Below are 24,145 nucleotides of genomic sequence, written 5' to 3'. Positions count from 1 at the left end.
TTTAACCTTGTGGGAATGCTTCTTGAAACATGCAGTGACCAATATCTAAATCATCATGCTCTTCGAGTTGTTCTAAAATAAATTCAGCGGTTTCAAGGTCGCCTTCTTCACAGGCAATTTCTAAATCAGCCAACAATTCCATAGCCATAAAATAAATCCTTTATAAAATTAAGAACCAAGACGAGTAAACGGTATTAATTGAAGTGTGATCTTAATAATGATTGCACTTAAAATAATTGCCATTGCCGAATCCAAACCACAAAGACCAATAAAATTCATTACTTCGGGAGGAATCGTTACATATTGATTTGGATCGAGAAATTTAAAATCAATCTCAACATCTTTTAAAATGAAAATAAGCAAATCCAGCATTTGCTCAAAAGCCCATTTAGCAAAGTCGGTGCCGAGCAGCCAAAAACAAGCAAAAACAATCGTAGCCAATACGGCAATCCAGCCAGCAAACGCAACAAACTTTGCAAGAATGGCAACCAAAAACGGAATTAAAAGCGCTGCCATTTAATCACCAAATGATTTTGCGAGCTGTAAAGCAGGCGGTTAAGATAATGCAGGCTTTAATAAACAACCAAACGCGTGGATCTATTTCAAGATTAGAGCGACCGAGACCAAGGGCAGAAAAATCAATGGAATAACTCGGAATAGAGCCCCCTTTCTGAAAAGTAGGGAATGACTCGGTAATGCCTGCAATAAAACCCGTTTGCAATAAGGCGTCTTTTTTATCAGTCCAAATCTTGCCGAAAGAAACGTCTTTATATTTTGACTTATATATTGAATCTTGCTCAATATCGGCAAAGCCTGCGTTATCACCCGAAACGTCATTACCTTCTTCATCCTTGGCTTCGACTTTTTCGCCAGCCGTGCCGCCACCCGTCATGGGTTTATCTTGCTGACCGTCACCCGTCACGCCGCCGCCCGAAGGTTTCGAATCAGGATTGCCATTGCCGCCATCGGTAGGCTTGTCAGTAGAAGGAATGCCCCATTTATCACAATTATAAATGCAAAGCTTCCCATCATCTTTAGAGGGCTCAGTATCCGGCTTAGGGGCATTTTTTACACAAGAAGGGATTTCATTCACTGTGCCGAATGTAGAGCCAGAAGGGCAATCATTCTGTGATTGTGGTTTTGCTGATGTTTTGGGATCAGAAGGCTTTGTTCCTCCGGCAGAAGGTTCTTTGCTGTCGGACTCAGCACATTGTTGACCAGAATAAATTGCAGGAATTAATACGTATACTTGATGCGTACCCTCAAAACCAAAAGTTAAAGAGCCACCCTCACGAATCGGGCCGCCAGTCGCAACGGCTTTACATTCATTGATGCAAGAAGTGTAATTTAATTCTGAACGTTGTTTTTTCATGGCCTCTTTATCTAAGATAGTCGGGTCATGTTGAGTTAAACTTTCATCACGTGCGCCGTGAACCTGTGAATAAATATTACCAGCGGGCTGCTGAGCCTTTTCCAAACACTTATCATCAGGTGGGGCTTCAGAAGCTTTAATAGAAAAATTTGATATAGGGCCATTTAATAAAGAATTAGGCGGTGATTTTGAATTGCCCTTGGTATTTACTTGACAATAAGTAGTTTGACCAATTAAGGGTAATCGAGAAGGACAACTATCAGCAGAAATTACACAGTTATTTAATGATGTTCTACAGGCATCTAATGAAAAAGCAATATAATCAGAAACTTTAATGCTGCCAGAAAAGTAGGTATAAGATAAAGGTCTAGCCTGCGCTTGAGAAATATAAAAAGATGTAAAACAGAAAAATATACCAAGTAATAACTTCATTTTATAGACCCAACAAACACAAACGCACTAATAGCCCCGATTAGTGCAACGGAAGAATAAAAAAGGGCTACTAATGCGCTTGTAATCATGTCTAAACCTTAAGCTTTACGAACAGCGCGTTTAGACAGATCAATGCCTTTAAAGGCCATTGCAACGCCGACAATTAGAACGCCTGTTGCAATAACAAAAGCGGCAACGGTTGTAAGATCAACAGCGGCAAAAATATCACCAATACCACCAGCAGCAAAAGCTGGAGTAGCTAAAGCACCAAGAGCAACAACAGCGCCAAAACGTTTAGCTTGATTTAAAAATTTCATGATTATCTCTCCTAGAGATTAAAGTTTGCGGATAAGCTGAATTGCTACACCGATTACATAACCCATCGCCCAAAACGAGACGACAGAAGCAAAACCCCAAGCAAATACCAATGCAATTGTTTGCGGGTCTATTCCAATTAATACCCAATCAGCAGGGGTAAACGGGTCAACTGCTGAGGCATTCATAATTCATTCCTTAAATAACCGTTTTCAAACTATCCGAAATAGAAATAATCCATTTAATCTTTTTCGCTAACTCCTGAAACAATCCGGTACGCTTGGCACATACAATTTTTTGCCTAACGTTCCAGTTGCGGATGTAGCCTTCGCGAACTGTTGGGCGAGTTTCGTCAGTGATCTTGGTTACGGCATATAGCCAGACCCTGATTTCATCGTCGGTAATGGCGTCCAGTTCGGCTTGCGTGACTTCTTCACTCATGCAGCCTGTCTCATGTCATCCCATGAAGTCACAGCCGAGCCCAATTCAATCGTGCGACGACGGAACGGGATAATGTTTTGCGCGTGGAAGTCGGCATAAGTAAAGCCAGCTTCAAACATGATCGCCTTATGGCGGGTCAGTGTTGAGCGGCTCAATGTATCTTCGGCCTCTCGAAAGCCCATGGACTTAATCAGGCACCAAGTGCGATAAGCAGCAAGGCCAAGACCATCGGAAAAGCCCAATCGGTTAGCGGCTTCAATCAATGGCGTGCGGATGTCTTCCATTTCGGTAATCTCCATTTTGCCGATAACCTGACCAAAATAGTGCTGGTGCATTTGCTCTAATTCGTGCGGTTCATAATCGAACCAAGGCTTTGCTGAGCGTTCGCGCCAAAATTGGTTGGCCAGTGTGAGTTCTAGGCGTAGTAGTCGATTTGATAGCTCTAATTCTTCGTGCGAAGCTTGAGCCTCATTTTTTTTAACTTGCTTCTGTAGATGAGGGCCTTTGTGATACGCCTTCAGTTTGCGTAGGCTTGAATTTGCACCCCAATAAATCGTTTCGCTTTTGGTGTTAACTTGAAGTCGTCCGCCTTCAGACTGGCGAAGATAAGACAGCGCTTGCCGGACTTCAGCGGCAGAGCCTAAATCGTAATTTTGCGTAATGTCGGCGCGGGTTACGTCCCAAGATTCAAGGCGCGTAGGTAAAATACATTCGAGATGTTTTGCTGCAAACTTAATCATGTCCAGCGCACACTCTCGAATACATTCTTTGCCAAAAACGTTATTTAATTCAGATACACGGGCAGGGCTGCCGTAGATCCAAAGCGCATGCGGGGCAGGCTCAACAACCAGCCGATGACTATCCGAGCCAATCGACTCCCTGCTGATTTTTTCCCAAGTCACAACGCCGCGAAAAATCACCACACCGTCACCATTAACCACAGTGCGGTGATTCGCCGAGTACGTAGAAGTTGACGTGTCTAACGAACCATCAGAATGAACGAGCGTTTCGCCGTCCAACCAAGGCGAATCCAGCGGAATAGGGGTAATACACATCACCATTCCGTTTTGATTCTTCGCTCGGTCATAAACCGCTTGCGGTACAAGCGATCTATCGAGTTTGAGGGTTAGCCAATCAATCATTGTGTGACATGCCGCCTTAATTTTTAGCGTGAAGCTCGCCAGTAGATGGATTTGCAACTAACTTGTAATCAACAACAAGACTTTGCATTTTGCCGAACCGCAATTCGTGGCCAATTTCAAGCTCTAGCAATGCCGGCAATTTGAGCTGTGCCAGCTTCATTTTTTGCAGCAAAGATTGAACGCAATCTAAAGCTGTTTGCTCAAAACCAAAGCCCTCTTGTTTTGAGGTCGCATAATCAGCATCAGCCAGCGCCGTTTGCACAAAAATCTGGCTCATATCGAAAGGCTTGCCAGCTTTAGAAGTGCCATAGCCACGGCGTGCACCAGTTACCATCATTAGCATTTGAATTTTTTCCTTAAATTAATTTGGGTTGTGTGGCGAAAAATTGAGATTGAATCTCTTGTGCAATCGCTAAACCGTGGGTGTCATCTGGAAAGGCGTGAGAAACGCGAGAAGTAAAAGCGTCCACTGCATGGGAATAAATAGAGACAGGCTCATGAAAAATCATTGTCACCTGCAATAAATCTGGATTAACTGCACTTAAATTAAAACGCAATGAATTCAATTTGCCCTTTTCGTAAATCCGTAAAGAGCCGCCAGCTTGAGCAGTTACACAATTAGCAATGGCGCGGTGATTTGCCGCAGAAACAAAGGCGCGAAGTTCTGAAATCATTTGGCAGCCTCTTTTGATTGACGCTGATTCCAAAGATTAAGGGATTCTTCATTACTTAAATGAAAAGTGATCGTGGCCATTGAGCCATCAGCCAAAATTAAATGCAGCGAGCGGCAAGCGAAGGGCAGGCCGCAATCAAGAAATACATTGCATTCATCATCAGAATCCATACGCATTTCTTTAACTTTTCCGATAGTAAGCATGTTATTCATTAACATTTAAATTTTTCCTTGTGTGATACGTGCCATTAAAAGCTTCTGATCTAAATTGGAAAATCTGCTAGAAATAGCTAACACTTGTTAGCTATTGGGGCGACTATGTAACATCTGTTAGTCAATGTCAAGCACTGGATAGACGGTTAAACTAAACAAAACAAAAATCTAACACTGAGAATAAATATGGAAACAACGCAAACGCTGATGCAGAAGTGCAAAGCTGCACTAGGCATTGAAAGCGATTACGCATTAGCAAAGGCGTTGGAAACGTCAACCGCCGCAGTTAGTCACTACCGGACAGGAAAACGCCAGATGGACAACTGGTGCGCCTGCAAGGTGGCGACGATCTTGGGAATGAATCCAATGGAAGTAATCGCAATCTCAGAACTTGAGCGCGAGAAGAACGAAGCCAAAAGGAACTTCTGGCAAAATTTTTATAATGAGCACTTCAAAAAGCTGATTGTGGTGCTAGTGCTCATTGGCGGGATGTGGGGAACAATCGCCCCTCAAAGCTTACATGCAGTTGCCGAAAACGGTCTAAACCCGCTGATTTACGCTTCAAAAACCGTGCTCACAAGTGTGGGGGGTGTATTTTGGGGTGTTTTTGGCTGGATGGTTACTTTACTTTACATAATATACATTATGCGAACATCAGTAGCTACTCTGTTAAAAACATGACAAATATCAAATAACACCACTCAATTGCCGTTTACTCTAGCGACATAGAGATTCATGTCGTAACCACTTAGAGGTATTGCGCAATTAAGCCGTAGCCTACTAATGGCAAAACAGACATGACAATACTTTACTGCCTGGTAATTGAAATCAGTGCATAATTTACAGAAACACCAACACTCACTGAAATATACGGAGATCCTAATGACTGTTACTAATGTACAAGAACTTGATGCACTGGTCGCTCGGGTTAAAAAAGCGCAGCAATTGTTTGCCACTTATTCGCAAGAACAAGTCGATGAAATCTTCCGTGTTGCTGCCTTAGCCGCCGCCGATGCGCGCTTGCCATTGTCTAAAATGGCCGTTGCCGAAACCGGCATGGGGATTGTTGAAGACAAAGTCATCAAAAATCACTTTGCTTCTGAATACATCTACAATGCTTACAAAGACGAAAAGACTTGTGGTATTTTGTCTACCGATGATGCTTTCGGCACCATGACAATTGCCGAGCCAATCGGGATTATCTGTGGCATCGTACCAACGACCAATCCAACGTCTACCGCGATTTTCAAAGCTTTGATTTCTTTGAAAACTCGCAACGGTATCGTATTTAGCCCACATCCACGTGCTCGCAAATCAACTTGCGCTGCGGCACGCATCGTCCTAGAAGCGGCTGTTGCCGCTGGTGCGCCACGCGACATTATTGGCTGGATCGACGAGCCAACGGTTGAGTTGTCAAACCACTTAATGAAACACCCAGATTTGAACTTAATCTTGGCTACTGGCGGCCCAGGTATGGTTAAAGCGGCGTATAGCTCTGGCAAGCCTGCTATTGGTGTTGGTGCGGGCAATACCCCAGTGGTTATTGATGAAACTGCCGATATTAAACGCGCAGTCGCTTCAATCTTAATGTCAAAAACATTCGACAATGGCGTGGTTTGCGCTTCAGAACAGTCTGTCATCGTGGTGGATAGCATCTACGAGCAAGTTAAAGAGCGCTTTAACCAAAACGGCGGCTACATCTTAAGCAAAAAAGAAACCGAAGCGGTGCGTAAAGTCATCTTGGTGAATGGCGGCTTAAACGCCAATATCGTGGGTCAATCCGCAATCAAAATTGCCGATATGGCCGGTATTAAAGTACCGGTTTACACCAAAGTATTGATCGGTGAAGTAACTTCGGTTGGCGAAGAAGAAGAATTCGCTCACGAGAAGCTCTCCCCTACCTTGGCAATGTATCGCGCTAAAGACTTCTTTGATGCAGTAACTAAAGCCGAAGCCTTGGTCGCTTTGGGCGGCATTGGCCACACTTCGTCACTCTACACCGACCAAGATTTGCAAGCCGAACGCATCGCCTACTTTGGCGACAAAATGAAAACCGCGCGTATTTTGATCAACACCCCTTCTTCACAAGGCGGTATTGGTGACTTGTACAACTTTAAATTAGCGCCATCGCTCACTTTGGGTTGTGGTTCATGGGGCGGCAATTCGATTTCTGAAAACGTAGGCCCAAAACACTTACTCAACAAGAAAACTGTTGCGAAGCGAGCTGAAAATATGTTGTGGCACAAACTTCCAAAAAGCATTTACTTCCGTCGTGGTAGCTTGTCGATTGCGCTTAAAGAATTGGGCGGCAGCAAAAAACGCGCAGCGATCGTTACCGATCATTTCTTGTTCAATAACGGCATGTGTGACGAAACCATCCGCGTTCTAAAACAACAAGGCTTAGAAGTTGAAGTATTCCACGAAGTTGAAGCCGACCCAACCTTGGCCGTTGTTCGCAAAGGTGTGGCGATGCTCAACAACTTCAAACCGGATGTCATTATTGCGCTCGGTGGCGGCTCGCCAATGGATGCAGCAAAAATCATGTGGGTAATGTACGAGCACCCAGAAGTTCATTTTGAAGATTTGGCGCTGCGCTTTATGGACATCCGTAAACGCATCTACACCTTCCCAAAAATGGGCATTAAAGCTGAATTGATTGCCATCCCAACCACTTCAGGTACTGGCTCAGAAGTTACGCCATTTGCCGTGGTGACGGATGAAGTCACTGGCATGAAATACCCAATCGCCGATTACGAACTCACGCCAAACATGGCCATCATCGATTCAAACTTGGTCATGAACATGCCAAAATCGTTGACTGCTTTTGGTGGGATTGATGCGGTTACCCATGCACTTGAGGCGTATGTATCGGTATTGGCCAATGAGTTCTCTGATCCGCATGCTCTGCAAGCGCTCAAATTGCTCAAGCAATACCTGCCATCGTCATACATCAATGGCGCGAACGACCCTAAGGCACGTGAACAAGTTCACAATGCAGCAACGATCGCCGGCATGTCGTTTGCCAATGCATTCTTGGGTGTTTGTCACTCAATGGCGCATAAATTGGGTGCTGAATTCCATCTGGCGCACGGCTTAGCCAACGCCCTATTGATCAGCAACGTGATTCGTTACAATGCGGTGGACATTCCAACTAAACAAACTGCATTTAGCCAATACGATCGTCCACAAGCCAAGTGCCGTTATGCTGATATCGCTGAGCATTTGGGTCTGGCTGGCAAAAATGACGACCAAAAAATGGAAAGCTTGATTGCTTGGGTGGATGAACTCAAACAAGTATTGAACATTCCAATGTCGATCAAAGACGCCGGTGTTAATGAAGCTGACTTTATGGCCCGCGTTGACCGTATTGCCGAAGAAGCGTTTGATGACCAATGTACCGGTGCTAACCCACGCTTCCCATTGATTAGCGAACTTAAACAAGTGCTTATCGATAGCTACTACGGCCGTGCCTACAAAGAAACTTACGGCGTAGTCGCTGAAGTCAAAGCTAGCAAATAAGAAATAACTCGATTTAACCTTAAAAAGCCCGCAAAAGCGGGCTTTTTGCTGTCGGAGGATTGTACGTCCACATGGTAAACTGCCCACCCACACCAAAAAACCGGTCGCTTGTGCATGTATGAATTATTAATTGGCCTTCGCTACACCCGCGCTAAGCGGCGCAATGGCTTTATTTCGTTTATTTCTTTGGTTTCAATCCTGGGGATTGCCCTTGGCGTTGCGGCGCTGATTATTGTGTTGTCGGTCATGAATGGATTCCAAGAAGAAGTCCGTAATCGCATGCTCGGCATGACTTCGCACATTACGATTTCTAGCCCCGACAACAACCTACAAGACTGGCATGCCGCAGCACAAATCAGCGCGCAAAATCCGCAAGTTAAAGGCGCTGCGCCCTATGTGATGGGACAAGGCTTATTTACCAATGGCAGCCAAGTCAAAGGCGTCTTGGTACGCGGCATCAACCCCGAGCTTGAACCTAAAGTGAGCGAGTTAGCCGACAAAATCGTTAGCGGCCGACTAGATACCTTACAACAAGGGAAGTTTAATGTGGTATTAGGCTGGGCCTTAGCACAAGAGCTTGGCGTGGGCGTGGGCGACAAAGTCACCCTGATTACCCCGCAAGGACAAGTCACTCCCGCAGGCTTACTCCCGCGCATGCGGCAATTTACCGTTGGCGGCATTTTCAAAGCTGACTACTACCCTTACGACGCCAATCTGGCGATGATTCATCTGGTCGACGCACAAAAACTGTATCGCACTGGCGAAGCAGTGAGCGGCGTGCGCCTTAAAATCGACGATTTATTTAAAGCCCGCGAAGTCGCTCGAGAAATCAATCGCACATTACCTGAGCTGATTGTTGCTGATTGGAGCCAAGAAAACCCAACGTATTTTCGCGCAGTCGAAATCGAAAAACGCATGATGTTTATTATCTTGACGCTGATTGTCGCCGTTGCCGCGTTTAACCTCGTATCGACCTTGGTGATGCTGGTCACCGACAAACAAGCGGACATTGCCATCTTGCGAACACTGGGCGCGTCCCCTGCTTCGATTATGAAAATATTTTTGGTCAACGGTGCGATTTCGGGCTTTATTGGCACTGCGGCGGGCGTCGCCGGTGGGGTGTTGGTCGCCGCCAATATTGGCACCATCGTCCCCTTTATTGAAAAAATCATTGGCGCGCAGATTCTGTCGGCCGATGTGTACTTAATTACCGAGTTGCCATCCAAAATCATCGCCAACGATGTGATCAGCATCGGTGTTATTTCATTATTACTGGCGCTATTGGCAACGCTTTACCCAAGCTGGCGTGCATCGCGCGTTAATCCGGCGGAGGCACTACGCTATGAGTAAGCTTATTCTTTCAGCAAAAAACCTCAGCAAAACCTATCTGTCTGGCCAACTGCAAACGCCGGTATTAAGTGCGGTGAATTTCGAGCTCAGTCGCGGCGAAATCGTGGCGATTGTTGGCGCTTCGGGCTCGGGCAAATCCACCCTATTACACTGCCTTGGCGCGCTTGACTCACCCACCAGTGGCGAAGTTCGCCTACTAGAGCAAGATCCATTCTTGCTCAACGAAACCGAACGCGGTTTATTGCGCAACCATCAATTGGGCTTTGTGTATCAGTTTCACCATTTATTGCCCGAGTTTACCGCCGCCGAAAACGTAGCGATGCCGCTACTGATTCGCCGAATGAATAAAGCTGCCGCGCTAGCGCAAGCGCAAGCCATGCTCGACAAAGTCGGCCTTGGCCATCGTGGCCACCATAAGCCGAGCGAATTATCGGGTGGCGAGCGCCAACGCGCTGCCATTGCGCGGGCACTGGTCACCAATCCAGCCTGCGTGTTGGCGGATGAGCCGACCGGTAATTTGGATCGTAAAAACGCCGGCGTGGTATTTGACTTAATGCTGGAGCTAGCCCGAGATAGCGGCACCGGCTTTGTGATTGTGACGCATGACACCGATTTGGCCGCGCGCTGCGATCGCGCGCTGCGTTTAGATTTTGGGGTATTGAGCTAGCCATAGCTTAAAACATGCCCCAGCAGCACATACCCATTATTATTGTGATTAAGAAGGAAACCAAATGACTCAATTTAACCTATTGGCTGACTTAGAACAGCGCGGCCTGATCGCCCAACAAACTGATGCCGTCGCACTGGGCAAACTAATGGCAGAAAACAAAATCACTTTGTATTGTGGTTTTGACCCAACGGCAGACAGTCTGCACATCGGCAGTCTGGTGCCGATTTTGGTACTAAAGCGCTTTCAACAAGCCGGCCACAAGCCCATCGCCCTAGTTGGCGGCGCCACCGGCATGATTGGTGACCCATCATTTAAGGCGGCCGAGCGCAAACTCAATACGCTGGATGTAATTGAAGGCTGGGTCGGCAAAATCCGCGCCCAAGTGTCACCGTTTTTAAGCTTTGAAGGCGACAATGCCGCCATCATGGCCAACAACCATGACTGGTACGCCAAGATGGACATCTTGGCTTTCTTGCGCGATATCGGTAAGCATTTTTCCGTTAACAATATGATTAACAAAGAATCGGTAAAGCAACGCATTAACCGCGACGGCGACGGCATTTCGTTTACCGAATTCACTTACAGCCTGCTGCAGGGCTACGATTTTGTGGTGCTCAACGAGCAATACGGTTGCCAATTGCAAATCGGCGGCTCGGATCAATGGGGCAATATCACCGCCGGTACGGACTTAACTCGCCGCATGCGTCAGCAATCGGTGCATGGCTTGACCATGCCTTTGGTCACCAAGTCAGACGGCACCAAATTTGGCAAGACCGAAAGCGGCACCATTTGGCTAGATCGCAAAAAAACCTCACCGTACAAGTTCTACCAATTCTGGCTGTCGACGGCCGATGCCGACGTTTATAAATTCCTACGCTACTTCACTTTCTTGAGCGTGGATGACATCGCGGCGATTGAAGCGGCCGACTTGGCGTCCGGCAAAAAACCAGAAGGGCAGCGTATTTTGGCCGAGCAAGTGACTGAACTGGTGCACGGCAAAGACGCCGTCATCGCCGCCGAGCGCATTAGCCAATCGCTATTTGCTGAAGACCAAAACGGTTTGACCGAGCAAGATTTTGAACAGCTGGCGCTCGATGGCTTGCCAACATTCGAGCTAGCGCGGGACGCCAATGGCTTGATTGATGTCTTGGCATCGACTGAGCTCGCCACATCAAAAAGCCAAGCTCGTGGCTTCATCGAAAGCGGCGCAGCGATTGTCAATGGCGCGAAAATCACTGACTTAACCGCAACCATTACCGAGGCCGACTACAAATTCGGCCGCTACACCCTACTTCGTCGTGGCAAGAAAAACCATGCACTGGTGATTTGGCTGTAATTGCTGGGTATTGCCATGCAGGCGATATTTTACAAGCGCTACATGGCAATACATGACAATACAGATTGACTGCCTGATTACAAAGATGCGCAGTTTAAATGCGCGGATTTTGCGCTGAAGTCAGCGTGAGAATGAGCCTACCTTGGGTCTGTTGACGCTTGGTTTTTCGTCGCGGCTCACGCGCTATTCGCGGCGACTCAAGGCGTAATATTTTTGCTAGTTAGGGCGTGCAATGCTGTGCATTGCACGCCAGTGTTTATCTAAAATCAAGCTCATAAGTTTGAATCGCAAGCTCTAATTGCGCTGCCGTGCCTGTAGTTTTTGAGCAAAACACCGCCATTCGCCCCACTAGGCAATCTAACTCGGCAAATTCTGCAATCACTTCATATTCAGGTCGACCAACGTAGTCATCGACCACCAAAGTCCAGTTTGATTGCGCCGGTAAAGCTCGAATCGCTTTGAGTGCGCAGGCCGCACGAAATCGCCCGTCGATCAAAATCAAATCCGGCTGACGATGATTGCTGAGTGATTCAATTGGAAAATCAGAATATCGAGCAAATTGCGCTTGGCGCGCCCTGCCGATGCCGCGCCACAGCACCGGCTGACTCCACTCGCGACTAAAGCCAATTGGCCTCGGCAAATAAGCCTGCTTAGCAGGATTGAACCAGCCATCTGCAGTGATTTTTTGCAGAACTGCTTTAAGAAAAAACCGATCCGAGTCGATACACACAAAGGATTTATTTAGCTTGGCGGCCAAGTACGTCGAGCCACCCGAGCCAAACTCTAGATAATGCGTGGCGGCGATTAATTTTTGCTCAAACCATGCGCTGGATGCATCGCTATCAAAATGGGGTGAGCTGGGTACAGCGAAGCCAGTGATACGTTGGGTGTATAAAAATCGAATTAAATCAAGCATTGAGCGCCCTTTTCGGTACGGGACTTTGCGGTTCGGGATGATGGGCTGCGCCGCAAAAGGTGCGGCCCATCGACTGAGCTCGGGCTACTGAGCGACTGCGACTCACTCGCTCAGTCCATCGTCATTAAACAGCGTTGCGCCACACCTTAGTACAAAAACCGCCCCGTCATATCACCCAAGTTGGTTTCGGCCAAAATCTGTGCGATTTTTTCACGGGCTGGTTTGCGCGGGGCGTCTTTGCTTTGGCTGGCGATGATCAGCTCGTTTTTCATCGAGTGCTCCCAGCCGACCAGCTCGGTGACGGTGACTTGATAGCCGTTGGCTTGTAGCTGCAGACAGCGCAGTACATTGGTTAGCTGGCTGCCAAATTCGCGAGTATGGATGGGGTGACGCCACATTTCCGCCAGTGGCGTGCTGGCCAAGGCTTTGCTTTTGTGCTTGCGTAACACGCTGGCGACTTCGGCTTGGCAACAAGGCACCAGCACCATGTGACGGGCGTTTTTTTCTAGGCCGAACTTGATGGCGTCGTCGGTAGCGGTATCGCAAGCGTGTAGCGCCGTCACGATATCGATTTGTGCTGGCATTTCTTTGGCGCTGGCGGCGTCTTCAACCAACATATCCAAAAAAGTCATGCGCTCAAAACCACAGAGCGTGGCTAGTTCACGCGATTTTTGCACTAATTCAGCCCGAAACTCGGTGCCGTAAATATGCCCGGCCGGTTTATCTTTAAAAAACAAATCATAAATAATAAAGCCTAAGTAAGACTTACCCGCACCATGATCAACCAAGGTGACATTTTCATGGTCGGCCAGTGTGGATTTGAGCAAGGGCTCAATAAAGTTAAACAAGTGGTAAACCTGTTTGAGCTTACGTCGACTATCTTGGTTTAGTTTGCCATCGCGCGTGAGAATATGCAGTGCTTTTAACAGCTCAATCGATTGGCCGGCGCGAATTTCTGGAATGACGTTCATCTTAAATCCTATCTAAGTAATTCTTTGGGTATTGCGCTAGCAGCAAGGGTTTTTGCCCAGTTGCGTCAGATACATATCAACTCAGTTCAAGTGCCCGCGTGACTATTTACACTCGCAAGAAGTGCCAATGGCCGCAATGGGTTTCAATGCTACAGTAGCGAACTAAAAATTGACCTCATGGTCTATTTGGTGCTGTGGTTTTTTGGATTAAAAATCACCGTCAATCGCGACCCATTCTGGCTTGCGCCTTGTGGCGCAACACCGTGTTACTTCAATCATGATCGGCGTGTTTTAACCCGCATGCGGTTTGGATTAGGAATTTTATGCAACGGATTTTACCGCAATCATTCACCAAGGTGCGCGCCACTAGTGCGCTTTCGACGCAAGCATCTTGGCAAAAAAGACATTTAGCATGGTTGACAGCAGCCGTGTTTTTACCCCTTAGCTTGATGGTGACCGCCTACGGCGTGGTTGAATACGGCCCAAGCGAGCCGGTCAATGTGCGCCAAGTCACGCAACAACTAATTACTCCCAACATCATTTCAGTACAGAGCGATACGCCATTTTGGCGCGAAGAAATCATTCAGACCGGTGACGGGCTAGGCAAGTTATTCAACAAACTATCGATTAGCGACAGCCAAGCTTGGGATTTTATCCGCACCGACCCCGCCGCCCGCGTGCTGTATGAATTGTCGGCTGGCCGCTTAATTCGCGCCCAAACCACGCCCGACGGGCGCTTGGTGCAAATGAGTTATCTCAACAAAGCCGGTGAATTAATCCAAGTGATTCGAGATGGCGAGCAACTGCGCACTCAAATTGCACCGGCAGTGGCAGAGAAATATACGCAGCAAAAATCTGGCACCATCAGCAGCTCTTTTTACGGGGCGACCGATGCCATTGGCTTGCCCGATGAAATTGCGCAGCAACTGATTGAGGCTTTCGATCAAAAAGTTGACTTTCACAACAACCTGAAAGCTGGCGATCATTTTTCGGTCATTTATGAGGTTGAAAAAAGCGGCGGCGAAGATTTACGCACCGGTCGAATTTTAGCCGCGCAATTTACCAATAACGGCCAAACGCACGAGGTCTTTTGGTTTGCGGGCGCGGGCATTGAAGGCGCTTATTTTGATCAAAATGGCGAAACTTCGGGACAAAGTTTTTTAGCCAACCCAGTCAAGTTTTCTCGTATTAGCTCAGGATTCTCCCGTCGCTTTCATCCAGTATTATTTAAATGGAAGTCGCACAAAGGCGTTGATTACGCCGCGCCGACAGGTACCCCGGTGTATAGCGCGGCCGATGGTGTAGTGAGTCGAGTCACACAAGACGGTGGTTACGGCAAGTTTATTGAAATCAAGCATGGCGACCAATACAGTACGCTGTACGCGCATTTATCGGCTTTTGCCAAAGGTTTAAAAGCCGGACAAAGCATTAAAAAAGGCGACGTAATTGGCGCAGTGGGCCGCACTGGCCGCGTAACGGGGCCGCATTTGCATTATGAATTCAAGGTCAAAGGCACGCAGGTCAATCCATTAACCTTAAAACTACCCAATAGCAAACCCCTCAATGCCACGCAATTGGCCCAATTTAAACCGCATGTCTTGCGCACAAAGCAACAACTGGCGCTACTGAGCAAGGTAGAATTGGCCAAATTGGATTAATTGACAGGAAATAGCAATGGCGCAGCGTCACCTTTACATTGGGCTTATGACAGGAACCAGCTTGGACGGCATTGATGCCGTCTTAGTGGATATGGCGTCCAGCCCACCGCAACTGTTGGCTAGTTTGGGTGCGCCATTGCCCTCGGCACTGCGGGCGCAATTATTGCAATTGCAAAGTCCTGCGCACGATGAAATTCATTTGGCGCAACTGGCCGCCAACGCGCACAGCTTAGCGTGTGCCGAGGTGGTCAAAGCTTTACTGCAAACTACACCGTACCAAGCCAGTGACATTCGGGCGATTGGCAATCACGGACAAACCATTCGTCATCGACCCGAGTTGGGGTATACGCTACAAATCGGCAACCATGCTTTGCTGGCGGAACATACTGGCATCACCGTGGTCGGTGATTTTCGATCTCGCGATGTCGCTGCGGGCGGGCAAGGTGCGCCGTTGGTGCCGGCTTTTCATCACGCTTTATTTGCCAGTCCAGACCACAATCGAGTGATCCTCAATATTGGTGGCATTGCCAATTTAAGTTGGCTAGGTCCAAACCAGCACATCACTGGCTTTGATAGTGGCCCGGGCAATGTATTAATGGATTTGTGGATTCATCAGCATGGCGGCGCGCATTACGATGCCGATGGTGCTTGGGCCGCCAGCGGTCAAATCTTGCCCGATTTACTGACGCGCATGCTTAACGAACCATTTTTTGCCCTTAGCGCGCCTAAAAGCACCGGCCGCGACTTATTTCATCAAGCCTGGTTGGGTCAGTATTTGGCAGGTCGAAACGACAAGCCTGCTGACGTGCAAGCGACTTTATGTGCATTGACCGCCAACAGCATCAGCCAAGCTATCTTAAGCCAAGGTCAGCCCGATGAAACATTGGTGTGTGGTGGCGGCGCGCACAATCAGCAACTAATGCGTTTACTGGCCGAGCAACTCCCCTGCCCGGTCAGCAGCACCGCCAGCGTTGGCATCCACCCCGATTGGGTTGAAGCTTTTGCTTTTGCATGGCTGGCCGAACGTTGCATTAACGGGCAGAGCGCCAATTTGCCAGCAGTCACCGGCGCGCAAGGCCCTCGTATTTTAGGGGCCATCTGGCCAAACTAAATTCAGCAAAATCAAAGCACTGACACCACCAATCAACTCAAATACACCACAGCCTATGAGCATTAAAATCGACAAATCGCTACACCCACAATTACAGCAAGCCATTCAACGCTATTGCCGAGAAGAGCTTGATGCCGATATTGGCGAGCTGCAAGCGACTTTGGTGCTGGATTTTGTACTGCGTGAAATTGGTCCACATATCTACAACCAAGCGATTCGCGACGCGCAGAATCATCTAGCGCAACAAGTGGAAACGCTCCCGGAGCACTGCTTTGAAATCGCCTCAGGATATTGGAACAAAAAAACCCAACGCTAATGGGTATATCAATCTAGCTTTTATTTAATAAAGGCTAGATCAAGATACCCCAATGCAACTCTTGATTTCAATCCATCAATTGTTGCTGCAAAAAAATCAAAGCCCGACTGAGCTCTTGCGCTGTTTCGAGCGCCGAATAACCATGCTGATGGCCACCCTGCGCTTTCTCAAAAAACAGCACCTGATGACCTTGATCAATCAGTTTTGCCGCCATTTTTCTCGCGTGCGCCGGATGCACTCGATCGTCATGACTGGCGCAAGTCAACAATACGGCGGGGTAACGCTGTAAGCTGGCGGGTGCGACCTGCTGGTATGGCGAATACGCCGCTAAAACAGCCCGCTCCTCAGTAACCGTTGGGTCGCCATATTCGGCCAACCAACTGGCGCCCGCCCCCAGCTCGGTATAGCGCAACATATCCAGCAACGGCGCTTCGCAAACAACGGCTTGAAATAATTCTGGACGTTGCGTCATGCAGGCCCCGACCAATAAGCCGCCATGACTACCGCCTTGAATCGCCAATCTGCGCGGGGCGGTCAATCCTTGTGCAATGAGGTCTTCAGCGATGGTAATAAAGTCATCAAAACTCACTTGCCGCGCAGCGCCTTGCGCCACTTGATGCCAAGCTGGGCCAAACTCGCCGCCGCCGCGAATATTGGCCACGACAAACGCCCCGCCTTTAGCCAACCATTGCGGCCCCAGATGGTCAACGTAATACGGCAACAAAGATTGAGCAAATCCGCCGTAACCATACAGCAAGGTTGGCGTCTGCCCATTCAAGACGATGGACTGATGATGCACGACAAAATAAGGAATTGGCGTGCCGTCTTTGGCGCGGGCAAAGCGCTGTTGCTGCACGAAAGGCTGAGCATCAAATGCGGGGCATTGTTGGCGCAATAATTCTGGCGCTTGCGGGCGCATTAAGTCGTAACGATACAGCGAGGCTGGGTGTAAAAAATCGCTGTAGTTAAAATACAAAATATCAGTTTGCCAAGGCTGATCAACAAATTCGATCACGCCACCCTCAGGCAATAAATTGGGTTGCTGCTGCCACCCCCCTTGTTGCCAAACAAAGCCAAGCACCCGACTTTTAACGCAATCGAGCATCAGCACCACTAGGCCGTTAAATGTAGCCTCAATGGTTTGAATGCTTTGCTGTGCTGTTGGCGCAATGAGCAGCTTAATTCGCCCCAATTGCGCGGTTTTTGCATTGCACGCCACCGCCAACAATGCGCCAGCCGGGTAAACCTGCCCTTGTCGCGACCAATTGCTGGCTAATTTAACGATGAGATCACCATGGCTATACGCCAAAATTTCGCAACGCAAAGGCAGTGGCAAATGCTGCAATTGCAAGTCATCATCCAGGTGGTAATAGGCTTTTTGATCAAGGCTGTGCGCGGCTTCTATCACATCAAACACCGTGAGGTCGCCATCTAAAAAACGCCACGCCTGCGCCCTGAGCGCTGTTTCTGGCAGCACCACCAAATTGTCTGCGTCATCCCAAGCTTGCCCGCGCTGCAATAGCCACACTTCACACGGCAAGCCCGCTTGCGTCAGCTGACTCTCGTCCCAAGCTGGCGCAACAAAAACGCTATTGGCGTCGCGCCAATGGATGACATTTTTACCAAAGGGCAATTGAAAGCCGTTGGCAACAAAACCTTGCTGCTCAACATCGTACTCACGGCAAACATGCCCGTCTGAGCCGCTGATGCTCAAGCTAATGAGGCATAGATTGGCTTGTAAGATGCAATGCGAAATCCCTGCCAACTGCCATTCAACCCCTTCATGCGCCGCCAATTGGTCTAGGTCAAACACAATATGCCATTGCGGATCGGCACTTTGGTACGACGCCAATGTGGTTCGACGATAAACCCCGCGCGGTTGCGTGCTGCCTTGGTAAAAATGATACAGCCAGTCGCCATGCTGGGCAAAATATGGGATTTGTTGTTGGCTTTGACTCAACTGCAAGATTTGCTCAGTCATGACAGTAAATCTTGGATCGGCATCAATGGCCGCACGGCAGCGTTGATTTTGCGCCGCAATCCAGCTTTGCGCTTGATCGTGGTTTTCAAGAAAAACAAAAGGATCTGAGTGTGGCATAGGCAGCAACTTAACGAGAAGCGCGTCAATATACGCCAATGGCGCTAGCTTTCAACGCAAAAAAGCCACGAGCTAGCTCGTGGCTTTTTAAAGTGCCAATGAATTACTTGGCTTTGAAGGTGTACAGCACAGTTTTGCCTGCCTCAACCGAACCGCTCGCCACACTTTCTAGTGCTTGGAACTGATCGGCGTTGGACAAAATCACTGGACTAATGATCGACGCGGCGTGAGTGGCCAAGTAATCAAGGTCCAATTCCAAAACAGGATCGCCCGCTTTAACACGTGCGCCTTCCTGTGCGAGACGGGTAAAACCTTGCCCGCCTAACTTCACTGTTTCGATCCCAATATGCACGATCAATTCAGCGCCTGAGTCCGTCACCAAAGCAAAGGCGTGATTGGTATTAAAAATCTTGACCAATTCACCATCACAAGGCGCTACGACGATATTGCCGGTCGGGCGAATGGCAACACCTTCACCCACCGCTTTACTGGCAAATGCCGCATCAGGTACTGCTTCGATCGCAATCACTTCACCACTCATCGGTGCTAATAGGATCGTTTCATTGCGATTTACTACGGGTGCTACGCTCGCCGCTGCGGGTGCAGCAGCAGGCGCAACTTCCGTTACTTTTTTGTTGAAGACGCCAACTGAATCCGCAAAGCGTCAGCAATCAATTCAGCTTTAGGGCCAACAATGATTTGTACACTTTGTTTGTTCAATTTGATCACGCCACTGGCACCCAAGCTTTTTGCTGCCGCTTCGTTCACCAAATCAGCATCAACCACTGACAAACGCAAACGAGTGATACACGCATCAACGTTGGTCACATTGCTGGCACCGCCAACCACAGTCACATACGCCATGGCCAATTCGGCCGTGCTACCTGAAGCTGCGACAGCAGAAGCAGCTGCAGATTCTGGTGTTGCGATTTCTTCGATGATGTCGTCTTCACGACCTGGTGTTTTCAGATTCATGGCTGTGATCGCTGCGCGGAAAGCGAAGTAATACACTGCAAAGAAGACTGCGCCTTGAGCAATCAACATGAACCAGTCTTTGGCCAATGGATTGCGCGAAGACAAGACCATATCCACCAAACCGGCACTAAAGCCAAAACCAGAAATCCATTGCATGCTGGCGGCGATATAAACCGAGATACCGGTCAAGAACGCGTGCAATACATACAATACTGGGGCTACGAACATGAATGAGAATTCAAGCGGTTCAGTCACACCGGTAAAGAATGAAGCAAAACCAGCTGCGATCATGATGGATGCTACGCGGGCTTTGTTTTCAGGTTTTGCAGTGTGGTAAATCGCCAATGCAGCGCCTGGCAAGCCAAACATCATGATTGGGAAGAAACCCGCTTGGTAGATACCCGTCACACCGAGAACCGCCTTACCTTCAGCGATGGATTTAGCGCCACCCAAGAAGTTAGGGATATCGTTAATACCGGCAACGTCAAACCAAAATACTGAGTTCAGGGCGTGATGCAAGCCAACTGGAATCAATAAACGGTTAAAGAAGGCATAGATACCAGCGCCTGTCGGGCCCATATCTTTAATGCTCATCCCGAAGTTAACCAAGCCGTTGTAAATGACTGGCCAAACTGCCATCAAGACAAAGGCAACAACAATCATCGCAAACGAGGTAATGATTGGCACACAGCGGCGGCCACTAAAGAAGGCCAGCGTTTTGTGCAACTCAACTTGGCTAAAGCGGTTGTAAATTTCAGCCGCGATCACACCGGTCAAGATACCGACAAATTGGTTGTTGATTTTACCAAAGGCAGCTGGCACGTCTTGCAGTGCAATGCCTTGAATTTGCGATACCGCGCCTGGCGACAACAGTGTCGTCAATACGTAATAGCCCACCAAACCGGCCAGTGCCGCAGCACCGTCTTTATCTTTTGACATACCGTATGCAACACCGACTGCAAATAGAATCGACATATTGTCGATAATTGCAGCGCCGGCCTTGATCAAGAAGGCGGCAGTGGCACTGTCAGCACCCCAACCTGTTGGGTCAATCCAATAACCAATACCCATCATAATTGCAGCGGCTGGCAAAGTGGCCACCGGCACCATCAGCGCACGGCCGATTTTTTGTAAATAACCTAAAATATTCACGACGCATCCCCTTTTTTACATGTTCACCAAAATGGTGATCTGCACCTTTAACTGCATGCAGTGTTATTCGCTTGTAGAAGAAACAGCTGAACTTATTCATGCGCCGATGTATTTGCCACTCAAAAATTGACTGAAAAATACACCACACCGAGCCAACTGCAATCGAAAACTGAGTCTGCTTATGCCAATACGGCCTGACATTCGACGACTCGCCCTGCTCTTGATTCGGTGTAGATCGCATGAATGGTTTCGATCTTTGTCGATACTTTTTCCATAACAACCCAAACCCAAACACATTCTCTGCTACAAGTTTTGCCATATTGTTGAGTTTGCTCAACAAGCTCAATGGCATTTGCAACTTCTTTAACATTTGTTACAAATACTTACATACAAAGCAGTAAATTGCGGCAAATAAAATCCCATCCGCATCAAAAATACCAAGATTTCATGCTTTGAATGGAATAAGTCGGTTTCGTGAGTGAATTGCTTCGGTTAGAATGATCCCCTTTTGCTCACTGGTAAAATTTGCTCATGCTCACAGGAAGCCTAGTTGCATTAGTCACTCCGATGGATGCGGATGGTCAAATCAATTTTTCAGCGCTTAGAAAGCTGGTCGATTGGCATATTGAACAAGGCACTGACGGTTTGGTGGCCGTTGGCACCACAGGAGAATCACCCACGGTCTCAGTGGATGAACATATCGAGATTGTTAAAGTGGTCGTCGAGCAAGCGGCGGGCCGGGTCCCAGTCATTGCCGGCACCGGAGCGAATTCAACCCGCGAAGCCATTCACCTCTCGCAACGCGCGTTGTCAGTAGGTGCTAATTACGGCTTAAGTGTCGTCCCCTATTACAACAAACCATCGCAGCACGGGCTGTATCTTCACTTTAAAGCCATTGCAGAAAATACCGCTTTGCCGACCCTGCTGTATAACGTGCCAGGGCGCACCGTGTGTGACTTATCGAACGATACTGCACTGCAATTGGCTCAGTTACCTAATATCGTCGGCATTAAAGATGCGACCGGCAATATGGAACGCGCTGCTGACTTAATGCTGCGCGCGCCAAAAGATTTTGCTTTTTATAGCGGCGACGACGCATCAACCTTGCCGTTTATTTTGCTCGGTGGGCACGGCACCATTTCAGTGACTGCCAATGTGGCGCCTAAAGCCATGCATGAGCTGTGCGCGGCGGCATTAGTCGGCGACATTAAAACCGCCAAAGACATCAATGATCGCTTGCAAGGTCTACATAAACATTTATTTGTTGAAGCCAATCCAATCCCCGTCAAATGGGCGCTGGAAACAATGGGGCGAGTGCCAGAAGGGATTCGTTTGCCATTAACTCGCCTTACAGAGAGTGCTCAGGGTATAGTGCGCCAAGCGCTGATTCAGGCGGGTGCTTTATAACTTTGTGTCGTCCACCTATACGGATACAAACATGCAGCAAAAGAAATTAGCTTTATATCTATCAAGCGCATTCATGATTGGCAGCCTAATGGGCTGCTCTACCGATCAATTGCTAATGCAAAGCAAAGTTGATTATCGGGGTGGCAGCGACAATTTAGCCAAAAATTCACTCGAAGTGCCGCCGGATTTAACCGCGGTAAATGTGAATAACAACTACGTCGTACCGAAGAGCGCCGTGCTGGCCAATGAAGCGCAAACCCAAAAATCCAGTAGCGATACGGCTAGCGTTTTACCAACCTATGAAAACGCCAAAATCATGCAAGCCAATGGTGCACGCTGGTTAGTCGTCAAAGGAGACCCAGCTAAAGTTTGGCCAGAATTACGTGAATTTTGGCTTAGCCATGGCTTTTTGCTCACACAAGACAATGAGCAAACTGGCGTTATGGAGACCGACTGGCTAGAAAATCGTGCGGCTTTACCGGGCGACTTTGTGACCAACTTGTTACGTAAAGTGGCCGACGGTTTTATCTCGACTGGTGAGCTTGATCGCTACCGTACCCGCATTGAGCGTGGTATCGAGCCGGGCACGGTTGAAATCTACGTGACGCATCGTGGTATGCGTGAAGTGTTTGCCGATGGTTCAGAAGAAGCTAAAGTCTCGGCCGCTGGCGGCAGTGGCAAAACCATCTGGACACCACGACCATCTGATCCTGAGTTAGATGCTGAAATGCTTAAGTTGATGCTACAGCAATTTGGCATGAGCAAAGAGCAAGCGGCCACCGCGATGCAAACGGCGACGACGATTCCATCACGCGCCACGCTAAACTCAGCGGGCAATCAGTTGGAATTAAAAGACACGTATGATCGCGCTTGGCGCCGTGTGGGCTTGGCTTTTGATCGAATTGGCTACACCGTTGAAGATCGTAATCGCAACGACGGTACATTTATTGTGCAGCGCGCTGCCGCCAATATTTCGAAAGAAAAAGAAAGCGATTATTTAGGTAGCTTGGCATTTTGGCGCAGCAAAGAAAATCCAAAACAAACCCCAATGCAGCAATATCAAGTTCAACTCAAACAAGAGCTTGATCGCACGCGCATCATCGCCAAGCCTCTGAATGGTGGTGAAAGCGATGCCAATAGCAAACAAATCTTGCAAGATTTGCTACAGCAATTGAAATAAAGATTTCGGCGTGTTGGCAGTACGGGCGATTGTGCTCATGCTGCCAATACTTCACCGAAGAAAGCCGCATAAAAAAATCGACCCGAAGGTCGATTTTTTTATGCCTAAAACAAACTACTTCGCAGCGTGAGCTACAGTTTTTGCGCTAGTTTCTACCGCAGCAACCGTGGCATCAGTGAGGTTAGTCACAATGCGTTGGCTGGTTTTGTTGATGGCATCGTAAGCGCTAGTTGCGCTTTCAACCGCTTTTTTCATTGCAGCAACCGCTGGGCTGGCTGCTGGCGTTTGTGCCACAGCTTTGTCCAAAGTAGTCACTAGGTTTTTATTGAACTCAAGCACTTGCTCTTCAACCAATTTATTCAATTCAGCTTGCGTGCTGCTCGCGGCTTCATACACGGTGCGCGCAACGGCAATGCTTTTCTCAACATTCGGTTGCGCTAGGCCTTTTTGCAATTCAACCAAATCTTGGATTGACTTAACACCTGACAAAGCTTGTGCAGTTTTTGCGTTTTCAGTCAACAAATCACGTGCGATACCCATTTGCAACTGAAACAAACGCTCAGCACCACTTAAAGCGATGTTGGTTAAACGTAAAGATTTTTCTAATTGAGCTTGGCCAAGTTCAGCAAACTGTTGTTGAGCATTAAACATGTAGATTCTCCAAATGGTTAAATTGTGCACTGCATCAATTGACATTTTTAGCTTGCGGCCGATGAATGTCAAGTTTTATTTGTGCGGTGCAACATTAGCCACTGTGTTGTTTTTGTTTGATGGCCAATGCCGCTTGATTACGCAGCGTTTTTAACAAATTTAATTGCTCAGGCGTAATCACCAACGATTGGGCTTCACGTTTATCACCGTAAAATAAACCAATGGTTTTTTTATCCAACACCAAAGG

Annotated in this window: 26 protein-coding genes; 10 read left to right on the top strand and 16 right to left on the bottom strand. The window is 48.0% G+C overall.

The window, feature by feature from the left end; genetic code table 11:
* Nucleotide 1: 1 nt before the first annotated feature.
* The 10 genes from Q0V82_RS08060 to Q0V82_RS08015 all read right to left on the bottom strand — a co-directional run bounded on the left by Q0V82_RS08060 (nt 2) and on the right by Q0V82_RS08015 (nt 4,594).
* Nucleotides 2–148: a hypothetical protein gene (locus Q0V82_RS08060; protein ID WP_297574477.1), complete on the bottom strand. Its 147-nt coding sequence runs from the start codon at nt 146–148 to the stop codon at nt 2–4.
* A 20-nt stretch (nt 149–168) separates the two neighbouring features.
* The gene (locus Q0V82_RS08055) at nt 169–516 is read right to left on the bottom strand and encodes a DUF2523 family protein (RefSeq protein WP_297574475.1); all 348 of its coding nucleotides are present in this window, start codon (nt 514–516) and stop codon (nt 169–171) included.
* Between the two features lie 4 nt (nt 517–520).
* A complete protein-coding gene (locus tag Q0V82_RS08050; RefSeq protein WP_297574473.1) occupies nt 521–1,804 on the bottom strand; it encodes a hypothetical protein in 1,284 nt (427 codons plus the stop codon).
* A 98-nt stretch (nt 1,805–1,902) separates the two neighbouring features.
* A complete protein-coding gene (locus tag Q0V82_RS08045; protein ID WP_297574471.1) occupies nt 1,903–2,121 on the bottom strand; it encodes a hypothetical protein in 219 nt (72 codons plus the stop codon).
* Nucleotides 2,122–2,139: 18 nt separating this feature from the next.
* Entirely contained in the window at nt 2,140–2,307 is a 168-nt protein-coding gene (locus Q0V82_RS08040; RefSeq protein ID WP_297574469.1) for a hypothetical protein, read from the bottom strand.
* Nucleotides 2,308–2,317: 10 nt separating this feature from the next.
* Nucleotides 2,318–2,560 (bottom strand): hypothetical protein, encoded by a 243-nt coding sequence (locus Q0V82_RS08035; protein WP_297574467.1) that lies wholly within the window; start codon nt 2,558–2,560, stop codon nt 2,318–2,320.
* Nucleotides 2,557–3,702 (bottom strand): phage/plasmid replication protein, II/X family, encoded by a 1,146-nt coding sequence (locus Q0V82_RS08030; protein ID WP_308445220.1) that lies wholly within the window; start codon nt 3,700–3,702, stop codon nt 2,557–2,559. Before Q0V82_RS08030 ends, Q0V82_RS08035 begins: the two co-directional genes overlap by 4 nt.
* Before the next feature lie 16 nt (nt 3,703–3,718).
* The gene (locus tag Q0V82_RS08025) at nt 3,719–3,964 is read right to left on the bottom strand and encodes a hypothetical protein (protein ID WP_374758536.1); all 246 of its coding nucleotides are present in this window, start codon (nt 3,962–3,964) and stop codon (nt 3,719–3,721) included.
* Nucleotides 3,965–4,058: 94 nt separating this feature from the next.
* Nucleotides 4,059–4,376, bottom strand: a complete 318-nt coding sequence (locus tag Q0V82_RS08020) for a hypothetical protein (RefSeq protein WP_297574463.1) — start codon at nt 4,374–4,376, stop codon at nt 4,059–4,061.
* Nucleotides 4,373–4,594: a hypothetical protein gene (locus Q0V82_RS08015; RefSeq protein WP_297574462.1), complete on the bottom strand. Its 222-nt coding sequence runs from the start codon at nt 4,592–4,594 to the stop codon at nt 4,373–4,375. Before Q0V82_RS08015 ends, Q0V82_RS08020 begins: the two co-directional genes overlap by 4 nt.
* Nucleotides 4,595–4,774: 180 nt before the next feature.
* On the opposite strand from Q0V82_RS08015, the gene Q0V82_RS08010 reads away from it, so the two are divergent.
* From Q0V82_RS08010 to tyrS, 5 genes are all read left to right on the top strand, one after another.
* Nucleotides 4,775–5,269, top strand: coding sequence for a hypothetical protein (locus Q0V82_RS08010; protein WP_297574461.1), 495 nt, complete (start codon nt 4,775–4,777; stop codon nt 5,267–5,269).
* A 201-nt stretch (nt 5,270–5,470) separates the two neighbouring features.
* Entirely contained in the window at nt 5,471–8,107 is a 2,637-nt protein-coding gene (adhE, locus tag Q0V82_RS08005; RefSeq protein WP_297574460.1) for a bifunctional acetaldehyde-CoA/alcohol dehydrogenase, read from the top strand.
* Nucleotides 8,108–8,215: 108 nt separating this feature from the next.
* Complete coding sequence (locus Q0V82_RS08000; RefSeq protein ID WP_374758535.1) at nt 8,216–9,457, top strand: lipoprotein-releasing ABC transporter permease subunit; 1,242 nt, start codon at nt 8,216–8,218, stop codon at nt 9,455–9,457.
* Nucleotides 9,450–10,124, top strand: a complete 675-nt coding sequence (gene lolD / locus Q0V82_RS07995; RefSeq protein WP_297574457.1) for a lipoprotein-releasing ABC transporter ATP-binding protein LolD — start codon at nt 9,450–9,452, stop codon at nt 10,122–10,124. The genes Q0V82_RS08000 and lolD overlap by 8 nt, the downstream gene beginning before the upstream one ends.
* Before the next feature lie 64 nt (nt 10,125–10,188).
* Entirely contained in the window at nt 10,189–11,463 is a 1,275-nt protein-coding gene (gene tyrS / locus Q0V82_RS07990) for a tyrosine--tRNA ligase (protein WP_297574455.1), read from the top strand.
* A 256-nt stretch (nt 11,464–11,719) separates the two neighbouring features.
* Here the strand turns inward: tyrS and Q0V82_RS07985 are convergent, their stop codons facing one another.
* Together Q0V82_RS07985 and Q0V82_RS07980 are read right to left on the bottom strand one after the other, a co-directional pair.
* Nucleotides 11,720–12,379, bottom strand: a complete 660-nt coding sequence (locus Q0V82_RS07985) for a hypothetical protein (RefSeq protein WP_297574453.1) — start codon at nt 12,377–12,379, stop codon at nt 11,720–11,722.
* Between the two features lie 146 nt (nt 12,380–12,525).
* Nucleotides 12,526–13,350, bottom strand: a complete 825-nt coding sequence (locus Q0V82_RS07980; protein WP_297574450.1) for an SAM-dependent methyltransferase — start codon at nt 13,348–13,350, stop codon at nt 12,526–12,528.
* Nucleotides 13,351–13,673: 323 nt separating this feature from the next.
* Here Q0V82_RS07980 and Q0V82_RS07975 point away from each other — a divergent pair, with 323 nt between their 5' ends.
* From Q0V82_RS07975 to Q0V82_RS07965, 3 genes are read left to right on the top strand one after another with little or no spacing between them, the layout of a single operon-like run.
* Nucleotides 13,674–15,008 carry a peptidoglycan DD-metalloendopeptidase family protein gene (locus Q0V82_RS07975; protein WP_297574447.1) on the top strand — a complete coding sequence of 445 codons (1,335 nt, stop codon included), beginning with the start codon at nt 13,674–13,676 and terminating at the stop codon, nt 15,006–15,008.
* 16 nt (nt 15,009–15,024) lie between these two features.
* Nucleotides 15,025–16,119 (top strand): anhydro-N-acetylmuramic acid kinase, encoded by a 1,095-nt coding sequence (locus tag Q0V82_RS07970; RefSeq protein ID WP_297574444.1) that lies wholly within the window; start codon nt 15,025–15,027, stop codon nt 16,117–16,119.
* Nucleotides 16,120–16,174: 55 nt separating this feature from the next.
* Entirely contained in the window at nt 16,175–16,435 is a 261-nt protein-coding gene (locus Q0V82_RS07965) for a DUF2164 domain-containing protein (protein WP_297574441.1), read from the top strand.
* Nucleotides 16,436–16,502: 67 nt separating this feature from the next.
* Here the strand turns inward: Q0V82_RS07965 and Q0V82_RS07960 are convergent, their stop codons facing one another.
* From Q0V82_RS07960 to nagE, 3 genes are all read right to left on the bottom strand, one after another.
* Nucleotides 16,503–18,533, bottom strand: a complete 2,031-nt coding sequence (locus Q0V82_RS07960) for a prolyl oligopeptidase family protein (protein WP_297574438.1) — start codon at nt 18,531–18,533, stop codon at nt 16,503–16,505.
* A 103-nt stretch (nt 18,534–18,636) separates the two neighbouring features.
* Complete coding sequence (locus Q0V82_RS07955; RefSeq protein WP_297574435.1) at nt 18,637–19,074, bottom strand: glucose PTS transporter subunit IIA; 438 nt, start codon at nt 19,072–19,074, stop codon at nt 18,637–18,639.
* 83 nt (nt 19,075–19,157) lie between these two features.
* Entirely contained in the window at nt 19,158–20,660 is a 1,503-nt protein-coding gene (gene nagE, locus Q0V82_RS07950) for an N-acetylglucosamine-specific PTS transporter subunit IIBC (protein ID WP_297574432.1), read from the bottom strand.
* Between the two features lie 531 nt (nt 20,661–21,191).
* Between nagE and dapA the strand changes: the two genes are divergently transcribed.
* Both dapA and bamC read left to right on the top strand, forming a co-directional pair.
* Nucleotides 21,192–22,067 (top strand): 4-hydroxy-tetrahydrodipicolinate synthase, encoded by an 876-nt coding sequence (gene dapA, locus Q0V82_RS07945; RefSeq protein WP_297574430.1) that lies wholly within the window; start codon nt 21,192–21,194, stop codon nt 22,065–22,067.
* 31 nt (nt 22,068–22,098) lie between these two features.
* On the top strand, nt 22,099–23,247 hold the full coding sequence (gene bamC, locus Q0V82_RS07940; RefSeq protein WP_297574428.1) for an outer membrane protein assembly factor BamC: 1,149 nt from the start codon (nt 22,099–22,101) through the stop codon (nt 23,245–23,247).
* A 114-nt stretch (nt 23,248–23,361) separates the two neighbouring features.
* Here bamC and Q0V82_RS07935 read toward each other — a convergent pair whose 3' ends face one another.
* Nucleotides 23,362–23,898, bottom strand: a complete 537-nt coding sequence (locus Q0V82_RS07935; RefSeq protein WP_297574426.1) for a phasin family protein — start codon at nt 23,896–23,898, stop codon at nt 23,362–23,364.
* Nucleotides 23,899–24,145 lie beyond the last annotated feature (247 nt).

The sequence above is a fragment of the uncultured Deefgea sp. genome (assembly GCF_947072475.1).
GTDB lineage: Bacteria > Pseudomonadota > Gammaproteobacteria > Burkholderiales > Chitinibacteraceae > Deefgea.
This window is presented reverse-complemented; position numbering and strand designations above follow the sequence as displayed.

What these genes read in the sequence shown, in the direction of transcription:
- dapA (WP_297574430.1), top strand. Translation starts at nt 21,192, where the DNA reads ATGCTCACAGGAAGCCTAGTTGCATTAGTCACTCCGATGGATGCGGAT.
- Q0V82_RS08015 (WP_297574462.1), bottom strand. Translation starts at nt 4,594, where the DNA reads ATGTTAATGAATAACATGCTTACTATCGGAAAAGTTAAAGAAATGCGT.
- Q0V82_RS08030 (WP_308445220.1), bottom strand. Translation starts at nt 3,702, where the DNA reads ATGATTGATTGGCTAACCCTCAAACTCGATAGATCGCTTGTACCGCAA.
- Q0V82_RS08045 (WP_297574471.1), bottom strand. Translation starts at nt 2,121, where the DNA reads ATGAAATTTTTAAATCAAGCTAAACGTTTTGGCGCTGTTGTTGCTCTT.
- Q0V82_RS07985 (WP_297574453.1), bottom strand. Translation starts at nt 12,379, where the DNA reads ATGCTTGATTTAATTCGATTTTTATACACCCAACGTATCACTGGCTTC.
- lolD (WP_297574457.1), top strand. Translation starts at nt 9,450, where the DNA reads ATGAGTAAGCTTATTCTTTCAGCAAAAAACCTCAGCAAAACCTATCTG.
- Q0V82_RS07955 (WP_297574435.1), bottom strand. Translation starts at nt 19,074, where the DNA reads ATGAGTGGTGAAGTGATTGCGATCGAAGCAGTACCTGATGCGGCATTT.
- Q0V82_RS08020 (WP_297574463.1), bottom strand. Translation starts at nt 4,376, where the DNA reads ATGATTTCAGAACTTCGCGCCTTTGTTTCTGCGGCAAATCACCGCGCC.
- Q0V82_RS08055 (WP_297574475.1), bottom strand. Translation starts at nt 516, where the DNA reads ATGGCAGCGCTTTTAATTCCGTTTTTGGTTGCCATTCTTGCAAAGTTT.
- Q0V82_RS07960 (WP_297574438.1), bottom strand. Translation starts at nt 18,533, where the DNA reads ATGCCACACTCAGATCCTTTTGTTTTTCTTGAAAACCACGATCAAGCG.
- Q0V82_RS08040 (WP_297574469.1), bottom strand. Translation starts at nt 2,307, where the DNA reads ATGAATGCCTCAGCAGTTGACCCGTTTACCCCTGCTGATTGGGTATTA.
- Q0V82_RS08050 (WP_297574473.1), bottom strand. Translation starts at nt 1,804, where the DNA reads ATGAAGTTATTACTTGGTATATTTTTCTGTTTTACATCTTTTTATATT.
- Q0V82_RS08060 (WP_297574477.1), bottom strand. Translation starts at nt 148, where the DNA reads ATGGCTATGGAATTGTTGGCTGATTTAGAAATTGCCTGTGAAGAAGGC.
- Q0V82_RS07980 (WP_297574450.1), bottom strand. Translation starts at nt 13,350, where the DNA reads ATGAACGTCATTCCAGAAATTCGCGCCGGCCAATCGATTGAGCTGTTA.
- Q0V82_RS08010 (WP_297574461.1), top strand. Translation starts at nt 4,775, where the DNA reads ATGGAAACAACGCAAACGCTGATGCAGAAGTGCAAAGCTGCACTAGGC.
- Q0V82_RS07935 (WP_297574426.1), bottom strand. Translation starts at nt 23,898, where the DNA reads ATGTTTAATGCTCAACAACAGTTTGCTGAACTTGGCCAAGCTCAATTA.
- Q0V82_RS08035 (WP_297574467.1), bottom strand. Translation starts at nt 2,560, where the DNA reads ATGAGTGAAGAAGTCACGCAAGCCGAACTGGACGCCATTACCGACGAT.
- adhE (WP_297574460.1), top strand. Translation starts at nt 5,471, where the DNA reads ATGACTGTTACTAATGTACAAGAACTTGATGCACTGGTCGCTCGGGTT.
- Q0V82_RS07975 (WP_297574447.1), top strand. Translation starts at nt 13,674, where the DNA reads ATGCAACGGATTTTACCGCAATCATTCACCAAGGTGCGCGCCACTAGT.
- Q0V82_RS07970 (WP_297574444.1), top strand. Translation starts at nt 15,025, where the DNA reads ATGGCGCAGCGTCACCTTTACATTGGGCTTATGACAGGAACCAGCTTG.
- Q0V82_RS07965 (WP_297574441.1), top strand. Translation starts at nt 16,175, where the DNA reads ATGAGCATTAAAATCGACAAATCGCTACACCCACAATTACAGCAAGCC.
- bamC (WP_297574428.1), top strand. Translation starts at nt 22,099, where the DNA reads ATGCAGCAAAAGAAATTAGCTTTATATCTATCAAGCGCATTCATGATT.
- tyrS (WP_297574455.1), top strand. Translation starts at nt 10,189, where the DNA reads ATGACTCAATTTAACCTATTGGCTGACTTAGAACAGCGCGGCCTGATC.